Here is a 22301-nt window from a genome sequence, read left to right on the forward strand (position 1 = left end):
CGCGGGCCCGACATCGGCCCCGGACGGGTGGGGCACCGCCCAGCACGGGGAGGCACCGCCGCCCCTCAGCCCTGCACCGCCCCCGGCACCCCCGCGTCCGCATGCCACGGCGCCCCCGGCACCACCAGCGGCGACCCCGTCACCGGGTCCGGGACGACCACCGACGTCAGCCCGAAGACGTCCCGTACCAGCGATTCCGTCACGATGGCCCCCGGCGGCCCCTCCGCCACCACCCGCCCCGCCTTCATCGCGATGAGGTGGTCTGCGTACCGCGCCGCCTGGTTCAGGTCGTGGAGGACGAGGACGACCGTGCGGCCACGCAGCCGGTTGAGCCGGCGGACCAGGTCGAGGACCTCCACCTGGTGGGCGATGTCGAGGTAGGTGGTGGGCTCGTCGAGGAGCAGCAGGTCCGTCTCCTGCGCGAGGGCCATCGCGATCCACACCCGCTGCCGCTGCCCGCCGGAGAGCGCGTCGACGGACCGGTCGGCGAGCGCGGTCACGTCCGTGCGGGCCATGGCGTCGGAGACGGCCTGTTCGTCCTCCTCGGACCACTGCTTCCACCAGGCCTGATGCGGCTGCCGCCCCCGGGAGACGAGGTCGGCGACGGTGATCGCCTCGGGGGCGACGGGGGTCTGGGGCAGCAGCCCGATGGAGCGGGCGATCCGCTTCGTCGGCAGCTTCGCCAGCTCCTCCCCGTCGAGGAGCACCGCGCCGCCCGCTGGCTTGAGGAGCCGCCCGAGGGCCCGCAGGGTGGTGGACTTGCCGCAGGCGTTGGGGCCGACGATGACGGTCACCTTGCCGTCGGGGATGGCGAGGTCGAGGCCGTGGACGACGGTGCGGTCCTCGTAGGCGAGCGTCAGCTCGCGCGCGGTCAGCCTGCTCACGCCTTACCTCCAACAGCTCGGCTCCGGACGATGAGCCAGATCAGGTACGGGGCGCCGACCGCCGCCGTGAGGACTCCCACCGGCAGTTCGACGGGGGAGAGGAGCCGCCGGCCGATCAGGTCGGCGAGGACGACGACCGCCGCGCCGACCAGCGCGGAGCAGAGCAGCGGGATCTGCGCGGTGCGCGTCATGCGGCGGGCGATCTGCGGGGCGAGGAGCGCCACGAAGTCGACGGGGCCCGCGACCCCCGTCGCCACGGAGGCGAGGACGACGCCGACGGCGACGAGCCCGAGCCGGACCCGGCCGAGGGAGACGCCGAGCGCGGTCGCCGTGTCGTCGTCGAGGGACACCGTCCGCTGGGCGCGGGCCGCCCAGAGGACGGCGGGCAGCAGGAGGAGCAGCGTCCAGAGGATGGGCGCGGACTCGTCCCAGCCGCGCCCGTTGAGGGAGCCGGTCATCCAGATCTGCGCCTGCTGGGCGACGAGGTAGTCGCCCTTGGTCATGAAGAGGGTGGTGAGCGACCGCAGGGCGATGGCGAAGCCGATGCCGATGAGGACGAACCGGGTGGCGTGAAGGCCGCCGCGCCACGCGAACGCGTACACGAGCGCGGCGGCGAGGACGCCACCGGCGATCGAGAGGTACGGCAGGACGGTGTACGAGGTGAGCCCGAAGGTCATCGCGGCGACGGTGACGGCCCCGGCGCCCTGGCTGATGCCGATGATGTCGGGGCTGGCGAGCGGGTTGCGGGCGACGGTCTGGATGAGGGCGCCCGCGATCCCGAAGGCGGCGCCGACGGCGAGGGCGACGACGAGCCGGGGCTCGCGCAGCTCCTCCACGACGAACGCCGACGGCGCCGGCTGCCCGAGCAGGATCCGTACGACCTCGGTGGGTCCGACGAACCGTTCGCCGACGCAGAGGTACGCGACGGAGGCCACGGCCAGGAGCAGCAGCAGGCCCACGGCGACGAGGGCGGAGCGCCGGTGGAGCAGGAAGGAGCCGCGCCGGACGCGCAGCACCCCGTACCCGGCGGGACGCACATCAAGGGCACTCACGCGGGCACCGCCTTCGGGCGTACGAGTGTGACGGGGAACGGAAAGGCGCGGGAACCGGCCTTCCGGCGTACCGGCGCGACAAGAACCGGAAGCGTACTCACGCGGGCACCGCCTTCCGCCGTACCAGTGCGACCAGGAACGGAACCCCGATCAGCGCCGTCATCACCCCGGCCGGCACCTCGCCCGGCGGGAAGACGATCCGCCCGGCGACGTCGGCGACGAGCAGCATCACCGGCCCGATGACCGCGGCCATCGGCAGGACCCAGCGGTGGTCGGAGCCGACGACGGCCCGCGCGATGTGCGGGACGGCGAGGCCGACGAACGCGACGGGCCCGGCGGCCGCCACGGCCACCCCCGTGAGGACGGTCGCGCCGATCCCGCCGACGATCCGTACGGTCGCGACCCGCTGTCCGAGCCCCTTCGCCACGTCCTCGCCGAGCGCGAGCGCGTCGAGGCCGCGGGCCACGGAGACGACGAGGACCGTGCCGAGCAGCAGGAAGGGCCAGACCTGGCCGACGATCTGGGCGTCGCGGCCGTCGAGCGAGCCGATCTGCCAGAACCGGAACTCGTCGAGCGCGGAGGCCTGGGTGGTGAGGATGCCGGTGGTGACGGAGAGCAGCAGCGCGTTGATCGCGGCCCCGCCGAGCGCCAGTTTCACGGGCGTCGCCCCGCCGCGCCCGCCGGAGGCGATGGCGTGGACGGCGACCGCGGCGAGCGCGGCTCCGGCGAAGGCGAACCACACGTATCCGGTGAGGCTGTGCACCCCGAAGAAGGCGATGGCGATGACGACGCCGACGGAGGAGCCCTGGCTGATGCCGAGGATGCCGGGGTCGGCGATGGGGTTGCGGGTGATGCCCTGGAGGGCGGTCCCGGCGAGGGCGAGCGCGGCGCCGACCATGAGCCCGATGAGGGTGCGGGGGACGCGCAGCTGCCGTACGACCTCCGCGTCGGGGCTCGTGCCGCCGTGCAGCAGGGCGTCGAACACCGTGGAGGGGGCGATGGCGCGGGCGCCGACGGCGAGGCTGAGCAGGACGGCGAGGAGCAGGGCGACGAGAGCCGCCGAGGTCGCGAGGACCCGTCTGGTACGGAAAGCGGCTGGCATCAGGACCCATCGGGTGGTGCATCGGGCGGAGCGGGGTTCGGTAAGGCTTGGCTCAGTGTAAGCAGCACCGAGATTCGAACACCGGGGGCGGGAGGTCCCGCAGAATGGCACCCATGACGACCTCCGCGACGCCCCCCGCCCCCACGTCCCCGCTCACCGTCGGCTTCGACCTCGACCTGACGCTGATCGACACCCGCCCCGGCATCAAGGCGGCCTGGGAGGCCTTCGCGGCCGAGACCGGTGCCGCGATCGACGCGGAGCTCGTCATCACCCGCCTCGGCCCGCCGCTCGAACACGAGATGGCGTACTGGTTCCCCGAGGAGCACGTCCCGGAGATGGTGACCCGCTACCGGTCCCTGTACCCGGCGTACGCGATCGAGCCGTCGTTCCCGATGCCGGGCGCGCGGGACGCCATCGAGGCCGTACGCGAGGCGGGCGGGCGCACGATCGTCGTCACCGCGAAGAACGGCCCGCACGCCGAGCTGCACCTCGCGCACCTCGGCATCGCCCCGGACGCGGTCGCCGGCGGCCTCTGGGCCGAGGGCAAGGCGGAGGCCCTGCGCGCCCACGGCGCCCAGGTGTACGTGGGGGACCACGTCGGAGACGTCCGCGGCGCGGCCACGGCCGGCGCCTTCTCGGTGGCCGTCGCCACCGGCCCCTGCGCCGCCGAGGAGCTGAAGCACGCCGGCGCGGACGTGGTCCTCCCGGACCTGACGGACTTCCGCAGCTGGTGGGAGGGCTACCTGGCCTGAACCGGTGCGGTGGCGCCACCCCGCGCCTGCCGCCGCTGGGCGGCGATCGACCGCAGCACACCGGCGGCGGCGACGGCGAACCCGACCCCCATGAGCATGGAGACGGTGTACGCGACGGTGGGGAACGGGTCGGTCCCGAGGAACAGCGGAGCCACGGTGACCAGCGTCGCCACGGCGCCGACGGCGAAGAGGATCACACCGGCCTTGACGAGGCCGTCGCCCGGGGCGCTGTCGTTCTCCGGTGCGGCAGGGGTTTCACTACGCATCCGGCCAGGGTAGTTCCCAGGCCACAGGAACACACCGGCACCGTCTTGTCAGGGGCCTCCGGGCCATTAGCCTGGTGCCGGCGGGTCGGTGGACCCGCTGTTCGCCATACCCATCGACGAGTACGAGGACGAGGACAGACGTGCCTACCGGCAAGGTCAAGTGGTTCAACAGTGAGAAGGGCTTCGGCTTTCTCTCCCGTGACGACGGCGGCGACGTCTTCGTCCACTCGTCGGTGCTCCCTGCCGGAGTCGACGCCCTGAAGCCGGGGCAGCGGGTGGAGTTCGGGGTCGTCGCCGGTCAGCGCGGCGACCAGGCGCTGTCCGTCACCATCCTCGACCCGACTCCGTCCGTCGCCGCGGCGCAGCGCCGTAAGCCCGACGAACTGGCGTCCATCGTGCAGGACCTGACGACGCTCCTGGAGAACATCACCCCGGCCCTCGAACGGGGCCGCTACCCGGAGAAGACCCAGGGCGCGAAGATCGCGGGACTGCTGCGCGCGGTCGCCGACCAGCTCGACGTATAGGCCCCGGCTATACGGGTGTCTTGCCGATCAGGCCGGGCTCGCGGCGACAAGACACCCCCTAGGGGAACGACAGCGCGTCCGGGCCGAGGGGCGGTACGAGCCCCTCGGCCGCGGCGCGGGTAAGCAGCCCGCGGACCGCCGCGTAGCCGTGCTCGCCGAGGTCGGCCGTGAACTCGTTGACGTAGAGACCGATGTGCTGGTCGGCGACCTTCGGGTCCATCTCCTGGGCGTGTTCCAGGACGTACGGCCGGGAGGCGGCCGGGTCGTCCCAGGCCATCCGGACGGAGGCGCGGGCGGAGTCGGCGAGCCGTTCGAGGGTCTCGGCGCCGAGCGAGCGGCGGGCGACGATCGCGCCGAGCGGGATGGGCAGCCCGGTCGTCGACTCCCAGTGCTCGCCCATGTCGGCGAGGCAGTGGAGCCCGTAGTTCCGGTACGTGAAGCGGGCCTCGTGGATGACGAGCCCGGCGTCGACCTTGCCGTCGCGCACGGCCGGCATGATCTCGTGGAACGGCATCACGACGACGTCCCCGACGCCACCCGGCACGGCCTCGGCCGCCCAGAGCCGGAACAGCAGGTACGCGGTGGAGCGCTCGCTCGGGACCGCGACCGTCTTCCCGGCCAGATCGGCGCCGGTGCAGGGCTCCCGGGTGAGGACGAGCGGCCCGCAGCCGCGGCCGAGGGCGCCGCCGCAGGGCAGCAGCGCGTACTCGTCGAGGATCCACGGCAGCACCGCGTACGACACCTTCAGGACGTCGTGGGTGTCGGTGCCGCTCTCCGCCCAGCCGTTGGTGACGTCGATGTCCGCGAAGGTCACGTCGAGCCGGGGGGCGCCCGGGACGCGGCCGTGGGCCCAGGCGTCGAAGACGAAGGTGTCGTTCGGGCAGGGCGAGTAGGCGATCTTCAGCTTGGTCACGACGGCTCCAGCTCCACGAAGACGGTCTTGCCGAGCACCCGGAAGGCGTGCCCCAGCGCTTCCAGGGCCTCGCCGATGCGCCAGGTGGCCCGGTCCCGGGGCCCGACGGCGTTCGACACGGCCCGGATCTCGACGACGGGCACGCCGTACGCGGCGGCGGCCTCGGCGACGCCGAAGCCCTCCATCGCCTCGGCGGCGGCCCCCGGATGGCGGTCCGCGAGCTCGGCGGCGCGCCCCGCGGTGCCGGTGACGGTCGAGACGGTGAGCACGGGGCCCACGGTGTGCGCCCGGCCGCCGGCGTCCAGAGCGGCGGCGATACGGCCGGTCAGAGCGGCGGGCACGGGGTGCGCCGACCTCCCGAAGCCGAGCTCCTCGACGGTCAGGTAGCCGTCGGGCGTCTGGGCGCCGAGGTCGGCGGCGACGACGGCCGTCGAGACGACGACGGATCCGATCGGCGCGAGGGAGGGGAACCCGCCGGCGATCCCGGCGGAGACGATCAGGTCGTAAGGGGCGGCATCGGTGCCGGCCTCCGTGAGGGAGGCGTACGCGAGGGCTGTCGCCGTCGCGGCGGCCACGGCGGCGGGCCCGACCCCGCCGACGAGCACGTCGACGCGCAGGCGCGCGGCCTGCTCGTGTGGGGCCCGCGGGTCGCCGGGTTCGTGTGCGGCCCCGGCGCCGTCCGAGTGGCGGCGCAGGACGAGGCCCCCCGGCAGCGGGAGGAGCTCGGGGCCGCCGAGGCCGAGGCCGGCGGTGACGGAGTCCGCCTCCGCCGCCACGGCCGTCACGATCAGGATCCGGTGGACCACCGGACGATCAGGATTCCTTCTTCAGCTGGAAGTGCCAGACACCAGTCAGCTTCTTGCCGGTGTTCTCGACGATGGTCACCTGCGTGTCGTCGGTGGACTCGCCGGTGGGGCTCTGGCTGGAGAAGAAGGCGCTGGCCGGAATGGTCCGGTACGTCTTCTTGTACGGCTCGGGCTCGGCCTGCTGGCCGCCGAGGAAGATCGTCCAGCCGTTGTCCGCGATCTCGGGGTCGACCCCGAAGCGGATCTTGTCGTCCATCGCCACGGTGATGGACTTCTCGGCCTTCTTGTTGAGGCACTGCTGGATCTGCGACTCCTTGATCGCCTCGCCGTCGTTGTAACAGGAGGCTTCGGAGTTGATCGAGTCGGAGCCGACCGTCAGGGTCGCGATCGGAGTCGGCTTGTCGCAGGCGGAGAGTACGAGGAGCCCGGCGGAGACGGCCCCGAGGGCGACGGCGGCCCGGCGGCGCGAGCCGGAGAAGAACGCAACGGTCATGAGCCGAAGGCTATCGGGCCGCCGCGTCCGCGCCACGCGGGGGTACGGCGTGCCGCCCTCCGGTCCCGGAAGGTGCGGCGGGTGACGAGGGGCATCCCCGCCCATCAGGCCGGGCGCCGCCTAGGCCACCGGGGCCTTGGGGCGGCCCCTGGAGCCGGGGCGGCGGCGGGCCGCCGCGAGGAGGCCGCGGACCGCGAGGAGCGCGCCCAGGGCGAGGAAACCGGCCGCGACGGACATGCCCAGGGTCCCGTTCAGCGGCAGCGCGATCCCGATCGCCCCGCCCACCACCCACGCCATCTGCAGGGCCGTCTCGGACCGCGCGAACGCCGAGGTCCGCACCACCTCCGGCACGTCCCGCTGGATCAGCGCGTCCAGGGACAGCTTCGACAGGGCCTGCGTGATGCCCGCGACCGCGCCCAGGACCGCCACCATCACCCCGCCGAAGAACACCGCCGTACAGATCGCCGTACCGCAGACCACGCTGATCATCGTGGCGATGATCACCTCAGGGCCGTGCCCCCGGTCCCGGAGCAGCGAGCCGACCGCCGTACCGCAGGCGTTCCCGACGCCCGCCGCCACGCCCACGATCCCGAGCGAGACGGCGGCGCTCTGCCCCGACAGCGGGTGCTCGCGCAGCAGGAACGCCAGGAAGAAGATCAGGAAACCGGACAGCATGCGCTGTGCCGCGTTCGCCTCCAGGCCGTGCAGGACCGAGGGACCCACCGTCCGCAGGCTCGGTTTCCGCTCGCCGTGCGTCAGCAGGTGCGCCCGCCGCTCGCCCTTCGCCGAGTCCACCTTCGGCGGCATCCGCAGCGCCCAGAACGCCCCGAGCAGGAACAGCGCGCACGCCCCGTACAGGGGATACGGCGTCCCGAGCATCTGGAGCCCCGCCCCGACGGGCGCCGCGATCCCGGTCGCGAGGAGCCCCGCGAGGGTCACCCGTGAGTTCGCCTTCACCAGCGAGAACGTCGGTGGGAGCAGCCGTGGCACGACCGCGCTGCGCACCACGCCGTACGCCTTCGAGGCCACCAGGACCCCGAGCGCCGCCGGATACAGCTCGATGCCGCCGGTGGCGACCGCCGCCGACATCATGATCGCGAGGACCGCGCGGGTCAGCATCGCGCCGGCCATCGCCGCCCGCCGCCCGTGGGGGATCCGGTCCAGGAGCGGACCGATCACCGGGGCGAGGAGGGTGAAGGGGGCCATGGTGATGGCGAGGTAGAGGGCGACGCGGCCGCGGGCCTCGTCGGTCGGCACGGAGAAGAAGACGGTGGACGCGAGGGCGACGGTGATCATGACGTCCCCGGCGCCGTTCACGGCGTGCAGCTCGATCAGTTTCCCGAGCCCCGACTCACCCGCGCCATGCGCGTGCGTGGCCTTCCTGATGCCCTTCGCGGTCCCGGTGAACGGCAGGTGCAGGGCACGCCCGACGGACCGGCCCGCTCGGCTGAGCGGTCCGGCATGATCTTCGGATCGTGCGGGAGACCGTGCGGCTGCCACTCCGTCATAGTGCCCCACCGGCACGCCGGACGAACCGTGGCGCGGCGGGGGAGCCGGGTCGGAACGTCCCGGGCGACCCTCTCCGGCCTCGCTCCGGAACGTCCCCGGCGGGCGATCTCCGGGTCGTCTTAGGGTCGTCTTCGGGTCGCCCCCGAGCCGTCTTCGGGTCGTCCCGGAAGGTCTCCGGCTGTCCGTGATCCGGGCCACTTGGGGCGGGCAGGTGGGCGGAGGCCCGCGAACGGGGTAGCGTGCGTAGCGCGTCACCGGCGGAAGCTCTCGGCCGCGCGCCTCTTCGGCATCCCGCAGAATGGATGACGATAGGTGTGCCCGAGACACGCGAGACAAGTCGGGTGCGCGGACGTCGATGCGGCCCACAGGTCCGCTCCGCCCGCCGCCCGTGGCTTCGCTCCCGCCCCTCGGCCGGCGCACCCGTGAGACGGCGTAGGAGAGAAGCGAGACCTGTGAGTGCTGCGACGACGCGAAGCGGTACCCCGCGTACCCCGCGAGCCACGTGTATCCCCGACCGCCTGTGCGCCGAGGCACTAGACCTCGCGCGGGAGGCCGCCGAGGAGGCGGCCGCCCCCGGCGTCGTCGGCGCACACGTCGGGGTGGTCGCCGAGGGCGACCGCGTCGTCACCCATTACTTCGAGTCCAAGGAACCCGGCTACCGGGGCTGGCGCTGGGCGGTGACGGTCACCCGCGCCTCCCGTGCCAAGAACGTCACGCTTGACGAAACCGTCCTGCTGCCCGGCTCCGACGCCCTCCTCGCCCCCGAGTGGGTGCCGTGGAGCGAGCGGCTCCGCCCCGGCGACATGGGCCCCGGCGACCTCCTCCCCACCGAGCAGGACGACCTGCGCCTGGAGCCCGGCTACACGGGCGAGGACGCGCCGCCGCCGAACTCCGTGGTGTCGGAGGAGCTGGAGGAGCACCTCGACGCGGAGGACGCCGAGATCGTGACCCGTACCCCCGCGCGGGGGACGGTCGCCGCGGTCGCCGAGGAACTCGGCATGCGGCGGGCCCGAGTCCTCTCCCGGTACGGCCTCCACGTGGCGGCCGACCGCTGGGACGAGGCCTTCGGCGCCGCGACGCCGATGGCGCAGGCCGCGCCCGCCTCCTGCGAGTCCTGCGCCTTCCTGGTGCCGCTCGCCGGATCCCTGAAGCAGGCGTTCGGCGTCTGCGCCAACGAGTTCTCCCCGGCCGACGGCCGGGTCGTCTCCCTCGCGTACGGCTGCGGCGGGCACTCCGAGGCCGCGATCATGCCGAAGCCGCCGCGGCCGGCGCCGCCGGTCTTCGACTCGACGGCCGTGGACGCCTTCCCCCTCCGCCCGGCCAAGGACTCCGGCTCGACGACGGAACCGGACGACACCTCAGAGGACCTGGGCCACTCGTAAGTCCCGGGGGCGGCGGCGCGCCCCCCGTTGTGGGCATTCGTTCCGCTGGGGCGTGGGGGTCCCCCCGGACGGAGTCTGGGGGAGGGTGGGCACAACGGACGGCGCCCCTTGCCGGGCCTAGGCTTCCGCGCCTGAACCCGCACCCCGGGCGCGGTGCCGTACGGGGCTGTGCCCCCAGGCTCCGTACGGGGGGCCCACGCCCCCTGCGGAACAGATGGCGCGCAACCGGCGCGACCGGCAACCCGCAACCGTGCCACCGGCAACCCGCCCCCGGTAACCGCGCCGCCCCGCCGAATGCCCCCGCGCGCCCCGCCCCCCACCCGTGCCCCCGCAACCCCCGCCCCCCGCCGCGCGGTACCTTCGGGCCCCGGGCCTCAGGGTCCCGGAACCGAACCGAGCCCCCCGCAGGGTGCCCCCGCAGAGTGGAGTCAGACGTGAGCGTCAGCGTCCGGACGTCGACCGACGGAACCGACCCCTTCGGCACCGCACGGCTCCGGCGGGGCGTGCTCGACGCCTGGGGCGCCTCCCCCGCACGGTTCAGGGAGGACGCGAACGCCGAGGAGGACCTCGCCCTCGGCGGCTACCGCGACCGTCTCGTCGTCGAACTCGCCCAGAACGCCGCCGACGCCGCCCACCGCGCCGGCGTCACCGGCCGCCTCCGCCTCACCCTGCACCCCGCCGACCACGAGGGCCCCGCCGTCCTCGCCGCCGCCAACACCGGCGCCCCGCTGGACGCCGCCGGCGCCGAATCGCTGTCCACGCTCCGCGCCTCCGCCAAGCGCGAGCAGACCCAGGGCGCCGTCGGCCGCTTCGGCGTCGGCTTCGCCGCCGTCCTCGCGGTCACCGACGAACCCGCCGTCCTCGGCCGCCACGGCGGCGTCCGCTGGTCCCTCGCCGAGGCCCGCGAACTCGCCGCCGAGACCGCCCGCCACAGCCCCGGCCTCGGCGACGAACTGCGCCGCCGCGACGGCCACGTACCCCTCCTGCGGCTCCCGCTGCCCGCCGAGGGCACCGCCCCCGACGGCTATGACACCGTCGTCGTCCTGCCCCTGCGGGACACCGCCGCCCGCGACCTCGCCGAACGGCTCCTCGCCTCCGTCGACGACGCCCTGCTCCTCACGCTCCCCGGCCTCGCCGAGATCGTCGTCGAGACGGCGGAAGGGGTACGGACCCTCCGCCGCTCCGAGGACGACGGCTACGTCCGCGTCGACGACTCCGCCACCGGCACCCACCGCTGGCGGACCGTCTCCCACGGCGGCCCCCTCGACGCCGGACTGCTCAGGGACCGCCCGGTCGAGGAGCGGCTCCGCCCCCACTGGTCCGTCACCTGGGCCGTACCCGTGGACCCCGAGGGCGCCCCGCTGCACCCCCGTACGAGCCCCGTCGTGCACGCCCCCACGCCCACCGACGAGCCGCTCGGCATCCCCGCCCTCCTCATCGCGTCCCTCCCGCTGGACACCGCGCGGCGGCACCCGGCGCCCGGGCCGCTCACCGACTTCCTCGTGCAGCGCGCCGCCGACGCGTACGCCGAACTCCTCGCCGACTGGCGGCCGGTGACGACGGCCACGCTCGCCCTCGTCCCCGGCCCGCTCGGCAAGGGCCCCCTCGACGGGGCGCTGCGCGAGGCGATCCTGCACCGGCTGCCGAGGGTCGCGTTCCTGGCGCCCGCCGCCCCGTCCGAGGAACTCCCGGCGCTCCGCCCCATCGAGGCCGAGGTCGCGGAGGGCGCGGGCGCGGACACCGTCGACGTCCTCGCCGAGGTCTTCCCGACGCTCCTTCCGGCGGGCCTTGAGCGGCGGCCGGAACTCCGCACGCTCGGCATCGGCCGCGTACCCCTGACCGAGGCGATCGACCGCCTCGCCGGGGTGGACAGGCCCCCGACGTGGTGGTGGCGGCTCTACGACTCCCTCGCCGGCGTCGACCCGGACCGCCTGTCGGGCCTCCCGGTCCCGCTGGCGGCGCCGGATCAGGAGGAGGGGGCCCGGATCCGTACGGCCATCGGCCCCCGCCAGGTCCTCCTGCCGCAGGACCGGACCCCCGCCGAACTGACCCGGCTCGGTCTGAAGGTCGCCCACCCCGACGCCGCCCACCCGCTCCTGGAGAAGCTGGGTGCCCTGCCGGCCACGCCCCGCGCGGTCCTGACGACCCCGCAGGTACGGGCGGCGGTCGCGGCCTCCCTCGACGCGGGCGAGATCTGGGACGAGGACGCGCTGGACGCGGAGGAGCTGGCGGACACGGTCCTCGCCCTGGTCAGGGACGCGGAACTCGACCCCGGCGACGAACCCTGGCTCGGCGCGCTCGCCCTCCCCGACGAGGACGGCGAACTCTCCCCGGCGAGCGAACTGGTCCTGCCGGGCTCCCCCTTCGCGGCCGTCATGCGCGAGGACGAACTCGCCCACGTGGACGCCGACCTGGCCGCCCGCTGGGGCGAACAGCCCCTCGCCGCCTGCGGGGTCCTCGCGAACTTCGCCCTCGTCCGCGCCACCGACCTGCTCCTCGACCCGGACGAGGTCGAACCCCGCGAGGGCGACTACCCCGAGCCGGACGACGCCGGACTCCTCGACGCCGTCGACGTGTGGTGCGAGGACGTCCTCGACCGGCTGCCGGAATCGCCGGTACCGCCGGTGGCGACGGAGATCGTGGCCGTACGGGACCTGGACCTCGTCGCCGACGACGCCTGGCCGCAGGCGCTCGCGCTCCTCGCGCAGCCACCCCTCAGGGACGCCCTCACCCAGCCCGTACGGGTCCTCCTGCCGGACGGCACGACGGAGACCGTCCGCCCGTACACCGCGTGGTGGCTCCGCGACCACCCGGTCCTGGACGGCCGCCGCCCGGCGGGACTGCGCGCGGCGGGCTCGGACCCCCTCCTCGCCGGCCTGTACGACTCCGCCGACGCGACCGGCTTCGAGGACGAACAGGTCCTCCGGGCCCTGGGCGTCCGCACGTCCGTCCCGGCCCTCCTCGACGAGCCGGGCGGCGCGGCGGAACTCCTGACCCGCCTGGCGGATCCGTCGCGGGAGGTGTCGGCCACGCAACTCCACGCCCTGTACACGGCCCTGGCCGAACTGGACCCGGACCAGGTGACGCTCCCGGACGAACTGCGGGCGGTGGTGGACGGCGAGCTGGTCGTGGTCGACGCCTCGGAGGCGCTGGTGGCGGACGCCCCGGACCTCCTGCCGCTGACGGGCGGCCTGCCGCTGCTCCCGGTGTCCCCGTCCCACGCGGCGGACCTGGCGGAACTGTTCCAGGTGCGCCGGCTCAGCGAGGCGGTGGAGGCGGAGGTCACGACGGTGGGCGAGGAACACGAGGTCGCGCCCTCGGTCCACGCCCTCCTCGGACCCGCGACGCCCTCCTCGTACGTCGAGCACGAGGAACTCCACGCGGGCGGGGTGGAACTCGACTGGCGCCGTACTCCGGACGGCGTCGTCCACGCCTCCACCCTGGAAGGCGTGGCGGCGGGCCTGGCCTGGTCGGCCGGCCAGTGGCCCCGCCGCTTCGAGGTGGCGGCCCTCCTGGAGGACCCGTCGAGGACGACGGAACTGGCGCGGGACCGCTGGTTCGACTGACGCGTGGGGACGGGGGCGCCCTAAGAGGCGCCCGCCTCCATGAGCTCCTTCAGGTGTTCCTCGTTCCGAGGCATCTCCTTCCGGACGTGCGGCTTGACCACGAGCGGCACGAGGACCTTGCCGATGCCGTGCGACTCGAAGTCGAGCGACAGGGTCAGCCGGGACCGCCGGCCGTCGTCGAGCGGCTCGATCGTGCCCCTGACGTCACCGCGGACGGGCCCGTCGATGCCATGGAAGCGCCAGCTCCGCGGAGCGACGAGCTCCCTGACCTCCATGGTCATGGGCATCTCACGCCGCCCGATGCGGCGCTTCATGTGAATACGGGAACCGACTCCGAGCGGACCCTCACTGAGCTTGCTCGCGGAGAGGGCGCTTTCCTGCCACTCCGGGAGGTGCGCGGGATCCGTCACGTACGAGAAGACGTCCTCGGGGCTACGAGCGATGTCGATGGTCTCTTCGATGCGGGACATTACGCCCCCTCGGGTAGATATGACGACAAAATCATCCCACGCGGAAGGGCGCCGAAGCGAGCCCCGGCAAGGCGCGACGGCAAGCGCCAGGACGCGGACGGAGGGGGCCTACAGCGGTTCGCTGTGAGGCGTCACTCGCTGTCACAGTTCGTATAGGGCTCCACCCGGCCGACGCTCTCCTTGAGGACGAGGTCGATAAGGCCGGGGAACCGCTGGTCCAGTTCTTCCTTGCGCAGAGTGTTGATGCGCCGGGTACCGACGTCGTGCTGCCGGATGACACCGGCCTCCCGCAGGACGCGGAAGTGGCGGGTGAGTACGGACGCGGTGACGTTCCGGTTGAAGCCGCTGCAGGCCAGGCCGGGTGAGGCGGCGAGGGTGACGACGATGGTGAGCCGGGTCTCGTCCGCCAGGGCGCTCATGATCTTGAAGAGGTCGACGTCGTCCATGTCGGGGTGGACGAGCGGGGACGAGGTGCGACTGGCCATGAGGGAAGGGTACGCCCGGCTTCATGTTCGCGTTCGCGCGTACATGGGCTACAGTGAAGAAGCGGAATGACCTTCATCCCGCTTCCTCCCGCATCGCTAAGGATCTCCATGTCTGTGGATGTCTCGGAACTTTCGTCCGCCCCGTCGCTTTTCTCCCCCGTCTCCCTGGGGAAGACCGAACTCGCCAACCGCATCGTCATGGCACCTCTGACCCGGGTCCGGGCCGGCTCCTCCGGCATCCCCGGGGACCTGATGGTCGAGTACTACCGGCAGCGGGCGAGCGTCGGCCTGATCATCACCGAGGGCACCTACCCCGACCCCGCGTCGCAGGGGTGGGTCGGTGCACCGGGCATCGCCACCGACGAGCAGGCGGCGGGCTGGCGGCGGGTGTTCGAGGCGGTGCACGCCGAGGGCGGCCGCGTCTTCCTGCAGATCATGCACGGCGGCCGTGCCACCCACCCCGACATCAACGGCGGCCGTCGCGTCCTCGCCCCCAGCGCGATCGCCATCGACGGCACGACGTACACGGAGAAGGGGGAACAGCCCTACCCCGTGCCGGAAGCGATGACCGCCGCCGAGACCCGGACGGCCCTGGAGGGCTTCGTCGCGGCGGCCCGCAGGTCCATCGAGGCGGGAGCGGACGGCGTGGAGATCCACGGTGCCAACGGCTACCTGCTCCACGAGTTCCTCTCCCCGGCGGCCAATCAGCGCACCGATGAATACGGCGGCTCGCCGCAGAACCGCGCCCGCTTCGTCGCCGAGGTGGTCACAGCCGTCGCGGAGGCCGTCGGAGCCGAGCGGGTCGGGCTGCGGATCTCCCCGGAGATCGGTATCGGGGACACCTTCGAGACCGACCGGGACGACGTCCTGGCCACCTACGGCGCCCTGGTGGACCAGCTGCGTCCGCTGGGCCTGGCCTACCTCTCCGTGCTGCACGCGGAGCCGGGCGGCGAGCTGGTGCAGGAGCTGCGGCAGCGCTTCGACGGCAGGCTGCTCGTCAACAGCGGTTTCCTCGGGGGCCAGACCACCCGCGAGGACGCGATGCGGCGGATAGAGGCCGACCATGCCGACGCCGTGGTGGTGGGCCGAGCCCTGATCGCCAACCCCGACCTGGTGGAACGCTGGCAGGGCGGACACCCCGAGAACGAGCCGAGGCCGGAACTCTTCTACGCACCGGGCGCGGAAGGCTACACGGACTACCCCTTCCTGGAGACGGTCTGAGCCCACGACCACACCTGCCCGCACTGCGGTACGCCCTGGGGCGGAGGGTCGGTGAAGGCTTCTGGTGCGGCCGCCCTCTTTCCGAGATTCGCACCTTCCGCCACCGCGTCAAGGGCGCCTTCGGCGTCGCTGCGCGATGGGCTGCGCCCACCCTTGACCCGGCGCCGGAAGGCGCGCAACGACTCTCGGAGGGCGGCCCGGGGGACGGGTCCACGCGGGGGGCGGTGGCGTTCAACTCGCCGTGGGCGCCCGCGCGTCAGAGCAGGGCCGGGCATCGCTCCGGTTGGTTTGTGGGGTGCGGCGGGGTGGGTGGGGGCTTGGCCAGTGGCCGGAGCCGGTGGTTCAGTCTCCGCCGGCCGGGGGTGCGCGGAAGTGGATTGGGGTGGCCCTGCGGCGCTCAGCGTCGTGCGGTCGTGGACTGGTGGGGCTTCAGGCCCCGCTGGTCTGTCTGGCTGGGTGGTGAGGTGTCTCCGGCCGCGGGTGCGGGGCTAAGGTGCTCGTACTCCCAGTAACTTCCCCTGATCCGGCCTCTTGGGGGCTGGTTACCGCGAGTAGGAGCACGTTAGCCCCGGCTCTCGCTTCTTCTCGGCCTTCCGACCACCGGGAATGACCAGCGGGGCCTGAAGCCCGGCCATCCGGTACGCGCGCCCGCTGAGCCGGAGCCCACTGCCCCATTCAACAACCGCGCACCGGGAACCGACCGGGACGGACGCACCCACCCCGGCTACGAACCCAGCCCCCACCCACCGGCCCCATGGCCGCCCTCCGGCCCCGGTCACTGCCCGGGGCTCCGGTGACTCCGGCCCCCGGACCGCCCTCCGAGAGGTCTTTCGCTCCTGGAGGTGGTGGGTCAAGGGTGGAGCGCAGCGGAATCGGCGAAGCCGACGCGACGAAGGAGCGCCCTTGACGCGCCGCCTCCAGGAGCGACTCTCGGAAAGAGGGCGGTCCCACCAGAAGCCCACCGGACACGACCACCCCAAGGACCTTCGGCCTCACCGGGTGCCGGACGCGCCGCCCTACTCCTTCCGTTCGCCGATCAACTCGGCCAGGTGATGGACTGCGCGTCCGGAGTGACTGTGATCCGGAAGCGGTCGAGGGTCGGTGAACCGGCCCGCTGCCAGCGGGACACGTGATCCTCGATCCGGCTCCACAGGTGGTCCGGGCCGCCCTGGCGGACGGTCCAGCGTTTGCCGTCGTGGCGGAGGGCGGCCCACGACCCGGTCTCGACGTCGAGGAGTACGGGCCTGGTCTCGCCGCCGTCCACGGCGATCCGGACAAGCTGGGCGCGCGGGGCGGCGAGCTGGGCGACGAACCGGGTGGTCCAGTCGTCCAGGACGTCGGGGCCGAGGGCGGACTCGCGCTCTTCGCCGTCGTCGAGGTTGGGGAGCACCCCCACGGGCGGCGGGAGGTGGGGCCGGGCCAGCATGAAGGAGACCTGGCCGCCGAGGAGCCGGCCGTGAGCGGTGCCGTCGCTCTCGACGGTGAGGCGGGCGAGTTCGGAGGAGTACATCCAGCCGCACACCGTCGCCAGGATCTGGCCGCCGGGTCTGGTCTGGGCGAGCCAGGCCGGGGGGATCCGCAGAACTCCGCAGGCGGCCACGATCCGGTCGTACGGGCCCCCGCCCGGATCCCCGGCCAGACCGTCCCCGACGACCAGCCGTGGCAGGTGCCCGGTGACGCCGAGGGCGGCGCGGGCCCGAACGGACACGTCCTCGTCGACCTCCACGGAGGTCACCAGGTCGTCGCCGAGCCGGTGGCAGAGGAGGGCCGTCGAGTACCCGCTCCCGGTGCCGATCTCCAGGACCCGCATGCCGTCGCGCACGCGGAGGTCTTCGAGCATCCGGAGGACCAGGCCGGGCATGGTGCTGGAGCTGGTCGGGGTCCGGAGGATCCGGCCCCGGATGTCGCCGGGGGCGATCGTCCCCGCGATCTGGGTCACCAGCGATTCGTCCGAGTACGCGGCCGGGAGCCACGCCGGATCGTCCGGCATGACCGGCTCCCAGCCGGTGGGGCCGTCGCCGTCGACCCGCCGGAAGTAGCCGCCGCGCAGGAACTCGTGGCGGGGCGTGTCGAGCACGGCCCGACGCCATCGGCCTGAACGGAGGTGACCGTCGGCGGCGAGCCGGTCGGCCAGATTCCGCCGAAGGGTCTCGTCCTCGCTCATGTCGTCTTCCGTTCCAGAAGGTCGGCCATGGCCGCGACCATGGGCAGTCCCGTCTCCGGTTCCATCCACGCCCACTGCCCGGAGGGGTTGCACTCCAGGAACCACCATGCCCCCGCCCGGTCCACGGCGAAGTCGAACGCACCGAAGACGGGGGTGGCGTGGCCCATGGGCGGGGGCGTTCCGGTCGGGAGTCGGTCCGTGTGGTGGAACAAGGGGTACTCCAAGGGGGGTTGGGTCAGTGCTTGACGGGTTGGAGCGCGGCCTGGATGTTGTCGGCCGAGGTGGTCCACTCGACGCCGTTCGCCGGCCGGATGTGGGCGACGCGGACGGTCCGGCCGTCACCGTGTAGTTCGTGGGTGACGGCCGTCAGTTCGCCCTCCCCCTTGCTGGCGATGTCACGGACTCGGCTGTGCAGCAAGGGGTGCTGCTCGTAGCCGTCGGGCCCGACCGGGTTCACGTCTTCGCCGCGCTCAGGTCATCGGCCTCGGCCCGGCGCATGAACTTCACCCAGCCGACAGCCGCGCGCATGCGGAGCGCCCGGCTTGGGGCGCCAGGGGCCGGCTCGGACGCGATGTACGTCCTTCCGCTGGACCCGGGCGTTCTGCGAGGCAGGTGTGGCGCGCTCATTGCCCGCTCCTCTCCGACCGGGAACAGCCTCGGTCGATCGATGTGATGCTGAGTCAACTCGTTGACACCCACCGTGAGTACTGTGGGAGAGGCAGCGGGCCGTGAAAGCCGTGAAAGTTCAGGGGGCAGCCATGAAGGTGCGTACGCCGAACATCGACTTGGCCGCACTCTTCGAGGAAACCGGCTGGTCGCGAGGGCAGTTCATCCGTGCCATCGCCCGTGTGGGGTCCGAGGTCGGCCTCCCGTTCCAGTACGACGAATCCGCAGTGGCCCATTGGCTGGCAGGTACTCTCCCCCGGAAGCCGGTCCGCCCACTGATCCTGGAGGCTCTCGCTCGCAGGCTTGGCCGTCCCGTCAGCGCGCACGCCGCCGGGTTCGCCCCTGCGTCCGGCCTGTCCGAGGACGCACCGGATACCGTGGCGGGTCTGGCCGACCTCGGGAGTGCGGACATGGACCCATCGCGCAGGGGGGTGCTCGGTGCCGGAGTCTTCTCGGCCGCCGCGTCCATTCCCGGGTGGCCCGACGTGCGGGACCGGCTGGGGAGGGTGCAGGCCGACCCCCACACGCGGATCGGGCATCCGGAGGTCGAGGCGATCATCGCCATGACCGAGCATGTCAGCGATCTGGACGACAAGTTCGGTGGTCGGATGGCCCGTCCCATGGCGGCGGCCTTTCTCGTGAACACCATTGTTCCCGCGCTCCGGGCGACCGCCTCGGACGCCGTGAAGAACGCCCTGCGCTCTGCGGCAGCCGATCACTGTTACCTCACCGGGTACATGGCGATGGACGAGCGGAAGGACGGACTGGCCCAGCGGTACTACACCAAGGCGCTCGAGCTGGCCGGCGCGGCTGGTGATCACCTGACCTACTGCACCACCCTGCGTGGGATGAGCGTGCAGGCCGTGGACCTCGGGCACGGGCCTCTCGCCGTGCGCCTGGCCGACGCCGCAGCTGCGGCCGCCCCGCAGGCCGGCCCCCGCATGTTCGCGTTCCTCGCGGGGCAGCAGGCCCACGCCGCCGCGCAGACCGGTGACCGTATCGGGGCCCTGCTGCGCATCCAGGAGGCCGAGCGGGCCATGGACAGGGCGGAGTCGAGGGCGAAGGCCTTCGGGTCCTACGACCCGTCCGCGCTCAACTACCACGTGGGGCAGGTTCGCTACGAACTCGGCGACGTCTCCGGTGCGATCGAGTCGCTGGAGCTGGCCGATCGGCTGAGAGAGCCCGTCTACCGCCGCACGCGGGTGCGGTACAACGCCATGCTTGCAGAGCGGAAACTCGAGCTCGGGCGTCTGGAGGAGGCGTGCGCCGACTGGAACCGCGTGCTGGACGACTACCCGCATGTGCAGTCCGGCCGCTGCGACGACCGGGTGAAGACCATGGTCTCCGTCCTTCGGCCTCACCTGGGCAACGCCCACGCGCGCGAGGTACTCGAACGCGCTCGCCCCATGAGCACCTGAGCCGAACCGCTATCGGGAGGCCCACCCGCGCTGACATCCGCCCTCACCGGGTCGTGCCATCGCGCGTCCCGGTTCTGCTCGACGCCCTGTAATTAACGGGAGAGGACTCTTCCAACCCACCCCCTCCGTCCCCCAACTCCCCTCGCCACACGATCGGGTGAAGAGCGTCCGGTACGCGAACAGGTGGGGTTGCGCGTGCGCTACGGTCAGCCGTAATAGCGGCATATGACAAGTTGGCCCCCGACAGGACTGGCATCCTGGCGAGGGCCTGACCAAGTAGGAAGTAGCGCTTCCCCATGGCTGATCCGCAGTCTAACGCGGCCGATTCCGCGTACCCCGTTCCGTTCGAGATTCCCGTCGACGCGCCTCGCTCCGGGGTCATCCACGTGCGTCACCGGCACGCCGACCGGTTCACCGTCGTCGGCAACCATCTCGCCCAGCATCAGCGCCTGTCGGCCGTCGCCATCGGGCTCGGTGTCTACCTCCAGTCGCTCCCCGACGGCGCCGACGTCACCGTCAAGACGCTCACCCTGCGGTTCCGCGAGGGCGAGATCACCATCCGGCGGGCACTCAACGAACTGGTGGCCGAGGGGTACGTGGAGCGGCGGCGGGTTGCGCTCGGCGGCGGGCGGTTCGCCACGCGGACGGTGTCGTACGACAAGCCCGGCTGCGGGGCGGGGCGGAGCCGGCGGTCAGCCGCCGCGCCAGAGCCCGTACAGCCGGAGCCCGAGCCCGAGCCCATGGCCGTACAGCCCGATACCGGTCCCGGACCGGGGCCCGCGCCGGATCCCGCACCCCGGCCCGTACCGGCCCCGAAGGCCTCCGGCCTTCACACCCCCGCCGCCGGGATCCTCTCCCGCCTCCGGACCGTCGACTCCCGGCTGCTGCTCTCCTGGCGGGACGTCGTGCGGCTCGCGCCCGGCGTCGACGCGTGGCTGGCCAGGGACGCGAGTCCTGAGCAGGTGATCCGTACTCTCACGGCCGCCCTCCCGCCCTCCCACGTGCCCATCCATCATCCGGGCCGGTTCGTCGAGTTCCGGCTCTCCGCGCTCCTGCCGCCCCCGCTAGCCGCCGTACCCCCGTCGTCCGTGACCGACGGTCCCGCGCCGCTCGTCAACTGCGACGGGTGCGACCGGGCCTTCCGCAGCCACGACCCGGACGCCGGTTGTTCCGACTGCCGCCGCGCCGCCTGAGGTGGGTTTCCGAGGTCCTTAAGGTGATCCGGCTTCGGGGGCTTCTGGTGCGGCCGCCCTCTTTCCGAGAGTCGCACCTTCCGCCACCGCGTCAAGGGCGCCTTCGGCGTCGCTGCGCGATGGCCTGCGGCCACCCTTGACCCGGTGACGGAAGGCGCGGAACGACTCTCGGAGGGCGGCCCGGGGGACGGGTCCTCGCGGGGGGCGGGACTTTTGTCGCGCTCCGTGGGCGCCTGCGGGTCAGAGCGAGGGCCGGGCATCGCTCCGGTTGGTTTGTGGGGTGCGGCGGGGTGGGTGGGGGCTTGGTTCGCAGCGTGGGCGGGTGCGTCGGTCCCGGCCGGCTCGGGGTGCGCGGAAGTTGAATGGGGCGGCCCGGCGGCGCTAAGCGTCTTGCGGTCGTGGATGGCGGGGCTTCAGGCCCCGCTGGTCATCCCCGGTGGGTGGAGCGGGGCTTGGGGAGGTGCGTCCGGGGGCTAACGTGCTCCTACTCGCGGTAACTCCCCTGATTCGGCCTGTTTGGGGCTGGTTACCCCGAGTAGGAGCACGTTAGCCCCGGCTTGTGCTCCTTCGCGGACTTCCCACCCACTCAGACGGACCAGCGGGGCCTGAATCCCGGCCGACCACGACCGCAAGACGCTGAGCGCCGTCCGGCTGCCCCATTCCACTTTCGCGCACCCCGAACCGACGGGGACGGATCCACCCACCCCCGCTACGAACCCAGCCCCCACTCACCGGCCCGACAGGCGCCGTCCGGCCCCGGCCGCTGCCCGGGGCTCCGGTGACCCCGGCCCCCGGACCGCCCTCCGAGAGTGTTTTCGCTCCTGGAGGTGGTGGGTCAAGGGTGGCCGGAGGCCATCGCGCAGCGACGCGACCGCAGGGAGCGCCCTTGACGCGCCGCCGGAAGGAGCGACTCTCGGAAAGAGGGCGGTCCCACCAGAAGCCCGCCAGTCACGACCGCCCCAAGAGCCTCACTCGTCGCCGGGTGCGTCCACCCGTAACCGTGCACGGCCGAAGCCCCGAGCCGTTTCGGCCCGGGGCTTCGGAGAGATGAACCGCGGTCGGTCAGGGACGGTCAGCCCTCGACCCAGGAAGCGCTGCCCGCCCCCGTACCGCCTCCGCATTCGCCCGAGGACGTGCCGCGCTGACCGGGGTTCAGCGTGACCCACTGGCCGTACGTGTCCGGCCACCAGCCGCAGACGATGGTCGCTCGGAAAGCGATGGCGCGGTTGGTGTTGTTGGTGCAGTCCGCGAAGCCCCGGTAGCCGTTGACCCACGTGCGGCAGTTCAGCTCGTTCGCCGCCGCGCGGGGTGCCGGCTCGGTGGTGTGGGCGCTCGCGGGGGCACCCGCCGAGAGCAGGGCAGCCCCGACGAGGGCGGCCAGGGTGACAGGAATCGTGCGTGGCATCGGTTTACTCCCGCGTGGTGCTGGATGTAG

At 73.0% G+C, this 22301-nt stretch carries 20 protein-coding genes and 1 pseudogene; 7 read left to right on the forward strand and 14 right to left on the reverse strand.

Annotation, left to right across the window (positions count from 1 at the left end):
• Positions 1-65: 65 nt before the first annotated feature.
• From ACZ4VK_RS14545 to ACZ4VK_RS14555, 3 genes are all read right to left on the reverse strand, one after another.
• Positions 66-884 carry an ABC transporter ATP-binding protein gene (locus ACZ4VK_RS14545; protein WP_468352138.1) on the reverse strand — a complete coding sequence of 273 codons (819 nt, stop codon included), beginning with the start codon at positions 882-884 and terminating at the stop codon, positions 66-68.
• The gene (locus tag ACZ4VK_RS14550) at positions 881-1936 is read right to left on the reverse strand and encodes a FecCD family ABC transporter permease (protein ID WP_468352140.1); all 1056 of its coding nucleotides are present in this window, start codon (positions 1934-1936) and stop codon (positions 881-883) included. Before ACZ4VK_RS14550 ends, ACZ4VK_RS14545 begins: the two co-directional genes overlap by 4 nt.
• Before the next feature lie 97 nt (positions 1937-2033).
• The gene (locus ACZ4VK_RS14555; RefSeq protein ID WP_468352142.1) at positions 2034-3038 is read right to left on the reverse strand and encodes a FecCD family ABC transporter permease; all 1005 of its coding nucleotides are present in this window, start codon (positions 3036-3038) and stop codon (positions 2034-2036) included.
• Positions 3039-3142: 104 nt separating this feature from the next.
• Here ACZ4VK_RS14555 and ACZ4VK_RS14560 point away from each other — a divergent pair, with 104 nt between their 5' ends.
• A complete protein-coding gene (locus ACZ4VK_RS14560) occupies positions 3143-3790 on the forward strand; it encodes an HAD family hydrolase (protein ID WP_468352144.1) in 648 nt (215 codons plus the stop codon).
• Here ACZ4VK_RS14560 and ACZ4VK_RS14565 read toward each other — a convergent pair.
• The gene (locus ACZ4VK_RS14565) at positions 3778-4056 is read right to left on the reverse strand and encodes a hypothetical protein (protein WP_468352146.1); all 279 of its coding nucleotides are present in this window, start codon (positions 4054-4056) and stop codon (positions 3778-3780) included. The genes ACZ4VK_RS14560 and ACZ4VK_RS14565 overlap by 13 nt on opposite strands.
• A 140-nt stretch (positions 4057-4196) precedes the next feature.
• Here ACZ4VK_RS14565 and ACZ4VK_RS14570 point away from each other — a divergent pair, with 140 nt between their 5' ends.
• Positions 4197-4580: a cold-shock protein gene (locus ACZ4VK_RS14570; protein ID WP_318212558.1), complete on the forward strand. Its 384-nt coding sequence runs from the start codon at positions 4197-4199 to the stop codon at positions 4578-4580.
• 58 nt (positions 4581-4638) lie between these two features.
• On the opposite strand, the gene ACZ4VK_RS14575 is transcribed toward ACZ4VK_RS14570, so the two are convergent.
• The 4 genes from ACZ4VK_RS14575 to ACZ4VK_RS14590 form a co-directional block, all read right to left on the reverse strand.
• Positions 4639-5493, reverse strand: a complete 855-nt coding sequence (locus tag ACZ4VK_RS14575) for a 1,4-dihydroxy-6-naphthoate synthase (protein WP_468352148.1) — start codon at positions 5491-5493, stop codon at positions 4639-4641.
• Positions 5490-6299, reverse strand: a complete 810-nt coding sequence (locus ACZ4VK_RS14580; RefSeq protein ID WP_468352150.1) for a futalosine hydrolase — start codon at positions 6297-6299, stop codon at positions 5490-5492. Before ACZ4VK_RS14580 ends, ACZ4VK_RS14575 begins: the two co-directional genes overlap by 4 nt.
• Before the next feature lie 7 nt (positions 6300-6306).
• The gene (locus ACZ4VK_RS14585) at positions 6307-6792 is read right to left on the reverse strand and encodes a DUF2771 domain-containing protein (RefSeq protein ID WP_468352152.1); all 486 of its coding nucleotides are present in this window, start codon (positions 6790-6792) and stop codon (positions 6307-6309) included.
• Between the two features lie 120 nt (positions 6793-6912).
• A complete protein-coding gene (locus ACZ4VK_RS14590; protein WP_468352154.1) occupies positions 6913-8292 on the reverse strand; it encodes an MFS transporter in 1380 nt (459 codons plus the stop codon).
• 461 nt (positions 8293-8753) lie between these two features.
• Between ACZ4VK_RS14590 and ACZ4VK_RS14595 the strand changes: the two genes are divergently transcribed.
• Both ACZ4VK_RS14595 and ACZ4VK_RS14600 read left to right on the forward strand, forming a co-directional pair.
• Entirely contained in the window at positions 8754-9683 is a 930-nt protein-coding gene (locus tag ACZ4VK_RS14595; RefSeq protein ID WP_468352156.1) for a DUF3027 domain-containing protein, read from the forward strand.
• A gap of 422 nt (positions 9684-10105) precedes the next feature.
• Complete coding sequence (locus tag ACZ4VK_RS14600; RefSeq protein WP_468352158.1) at positions 10106-13249, forward strand: sacsin N-terminal ATP-binding-like domain-containing protein; 3144 nt, start codon at positions 10106-10108, stop codon at positions 13247-13249.
• Positions 13250-13269: 20 nt separating this feature from the next.
• Here the strand turns inward: ACZ4VK_RS14600 and ACZ4VK_RS14605 are convergent, their stop codons facing one another.
• Both ACZ4VK_RS14605 and ACZ4VK_RS14610 read right to left on the reverse strand, forming a co-directional pair.
• The gene (locus ACZ4VK_RS14605; protein WP_468352160.1) at positions 13270-13719 is read right to left on the reverse strand and encodes an SRPBCC family protein; all 450 of its coding nucleotides are present in this window, start codon (positions 13717-13719) and stop codon (positions 13270-13272) included.
• Positions 13720-13850: 131 nt separating this feature from the next.
• A complete protein-coding gene (locus ACZ4VK_RS14610; protein ID WP_468352162.1) occupies positions 13851-14204 on the reverse strand; it encodes an ArsR/SmtB family transcription factor in 354 nt (117 codons plus the stop codon).
• A gap of 108 nt (positions 14205-14312) precedes the next feature.
• Here ACZ4VK_RS14610 and ACZ4VK_RS14615 point away from each other — a divergent pair, with 108 nt between their 5' ends.
• A complete protein-coding gene (locus tag ACZ4VK_RS14615) occupies positions 14313-15425 on the forward strand; it encodes an alkene reductase (RefSeq protein WP_468352164.1) in 1113 nt (370 codons plus the stop codon).
• Positions 15426-16461: 1036 nt separating this feature from the next.
• On the opposite strand, the gene tgmC is transcribed toward ACZ4VK_RS14615, so the two are convergent.
• From tgmC to ACZ4VK_RS14630, 3 genes and pseudogenes are all read right to left on the reverse strand, one after another.
• Positions 16462-17589 carry an ATP-grasp peptide maturase system methyltransferase gene (tgmC, locus tag ACZ4VK_RS14620; protein ID WP_468352166.1) on the reverse strand — a complete coding sequence of 376 codons (1128 nt, stop codon included), beginning with the start codon at positions 17587-17589 and terminating at the stop codon, positions 16462-16464.
• Positions 17586-17744, reverse strand: a pseudogene (locus ACZ4VK_RS14625) (ATP-grasp ribosomal peptide maturase); the annotation flags it as partial. The pseudogene ACZ4VK_RS14625 and the gene tgmC, both read right to left, overlap by 4 nt.
• 80 nt (positions 17745-17824) lie before the next feature.
• Positions 17825-18046, reverse strand: a complete 222-nt coding sequence (locus ACZ4VK_RS14630) for a hypothetical protein (RefSeq protein ID WP_468352168.1) — start codon at positions 18044-18046, stop codon at positions 17825-17827.
• Positions 18047-18347: 301 nt separating this feature from the next.
• On the opposite strand from ACZ4VK_RS14630, the gene ACZ4VK_RS14635 reads away from it, so the two are divergent.
• Complete coding sequence (locus tag ACZ4VK_RS14635; RefSeq protein ID WP_468352170.1) at positions 18348-19673, forward strand: tetratricopeptide repeat protein; 1326 nt, start codon at positions 18348-18350, stop codon at positions 19671-19673.
• 296 nt (positions 19674-19969) lie between these two features.
• A complete protein-coding gene (locus tag ACZ4VK_RS14640) occupies positions 19970-20866 on the forward strand; it encodes a hypothetical protein (RefSeq protein WP_468352172.1) in 897 nt (298 codons plus the stop codon).
• Positions 20867-21938: 1072 nt separating this feature from the next.
• Here ACZ4VK_RS14640 and ACZ4VK_RS14645 read toward each other — a convergent pair.
• Positions 21939-22271 carry a hypothetical protein gene (locus ACZ4VK_RS14645; protein WP_468352174.1) on the reverse strand — a complete coding sequence of 111 codons (333 nt, stop codon included), beginning with the start codon at positions 22269-22271 and terminating at the stop codon, positions 21939-21941.
• Positions 22272-22301: the final 30 nt, after the last annotated feature.

This window comes from Streptomyces sp. NPDC028711 (genome assembly GCF_055565415.1).

What these genes read in the sequence shown, in the direction of transcription:
- ACZ4VK_RS14635 (WP_468352170.1), top strand. Translation starts at nt 18,348, where the DNA reads ATGAAGGTGCGTACGCCGAACATCGACTTGGCCGCACTCTTCGAGGAA.
- ACZ4VK_RS14585 (WP_468352152.1), bottom strand. Translation starts at nt 6,792, where the DNA reads ATGACCGTTGCGTTCTTCTCCGGCTCGCGCCGCCGGGCCGCCGTCGCC.
- ACZ4VK_RS14565 (WP_468352146.1), bottom strand. Translation starts at nt 4,056, where the DNA reads ATGCGTAGTGAAACCCCTGCCGCACCGGAGAACGACAGCGCCCCGGGC.
- ACZ4VK_RS14560 (WP_468352144.1), top strand. Translation starts at nt 3,143, where the DNA reads ATGGCACCCATGACGACCTCCGCGACGCCCCCCGCCCCCACGTCCCCG.
- ACZ4VK_RS14605 (WP_468352160.1), bottom strand. Translation starts at nt 13,719, where the DNA reads ATGTCCCGCATCGAAGAGACCATCGACATCGCTCGTAGCCCCGAGGAC.
- ACZ4VK_RS14615 (WP_468352164.1), top strand. Translation starts at nt 14,313, where the DNA reads ATGTCTGTGGATGTCTCGGAACTTTCGTCCGCCCCGTCGCTTTTCTCC.
- ACZ4VK_RS14645 (WP_468352174.1), bottom strand. Translation starts at nt 22,271, where the DNA reads ATGCCACGCACGATTCCTGTCACCCTGGCCGCCCTCGTCGGGGCTGCC.
- ACZ4VK_RS14640 (WP_468352172.1), top strand. Translation starts at nt 19,970, where the DNA reads ATGGCTGATCCGCAGTCTAACGCGGCCGATTCCGCGTACCCCGTTCCG.
- ACZ4VK_RS14555 (WP_468352142.1), bottom strand. Translation starts at nt 3,038, where the DNA reads ATGCCAGCCGCTTTCCGTACCAGACGGGTCCTCGCGACCTCGGCGGCT.
- ACZ4VK_RS14610 (WP_468352162.1), bottom strand. Translation starts at nt 14,204, where the DNA reads ATGGCCAGTCGCACCTCGTCCCCGCTCGTCCACCCCGACATGGACGAC.
- tgmC (WP_468352166.1), bottom strand. Translation starts at nt 17,589, where the DNA reads ATGAGCGAGGACGAGACCCTTCGGCGGAATCTGGCCGACCGGCTCGCC.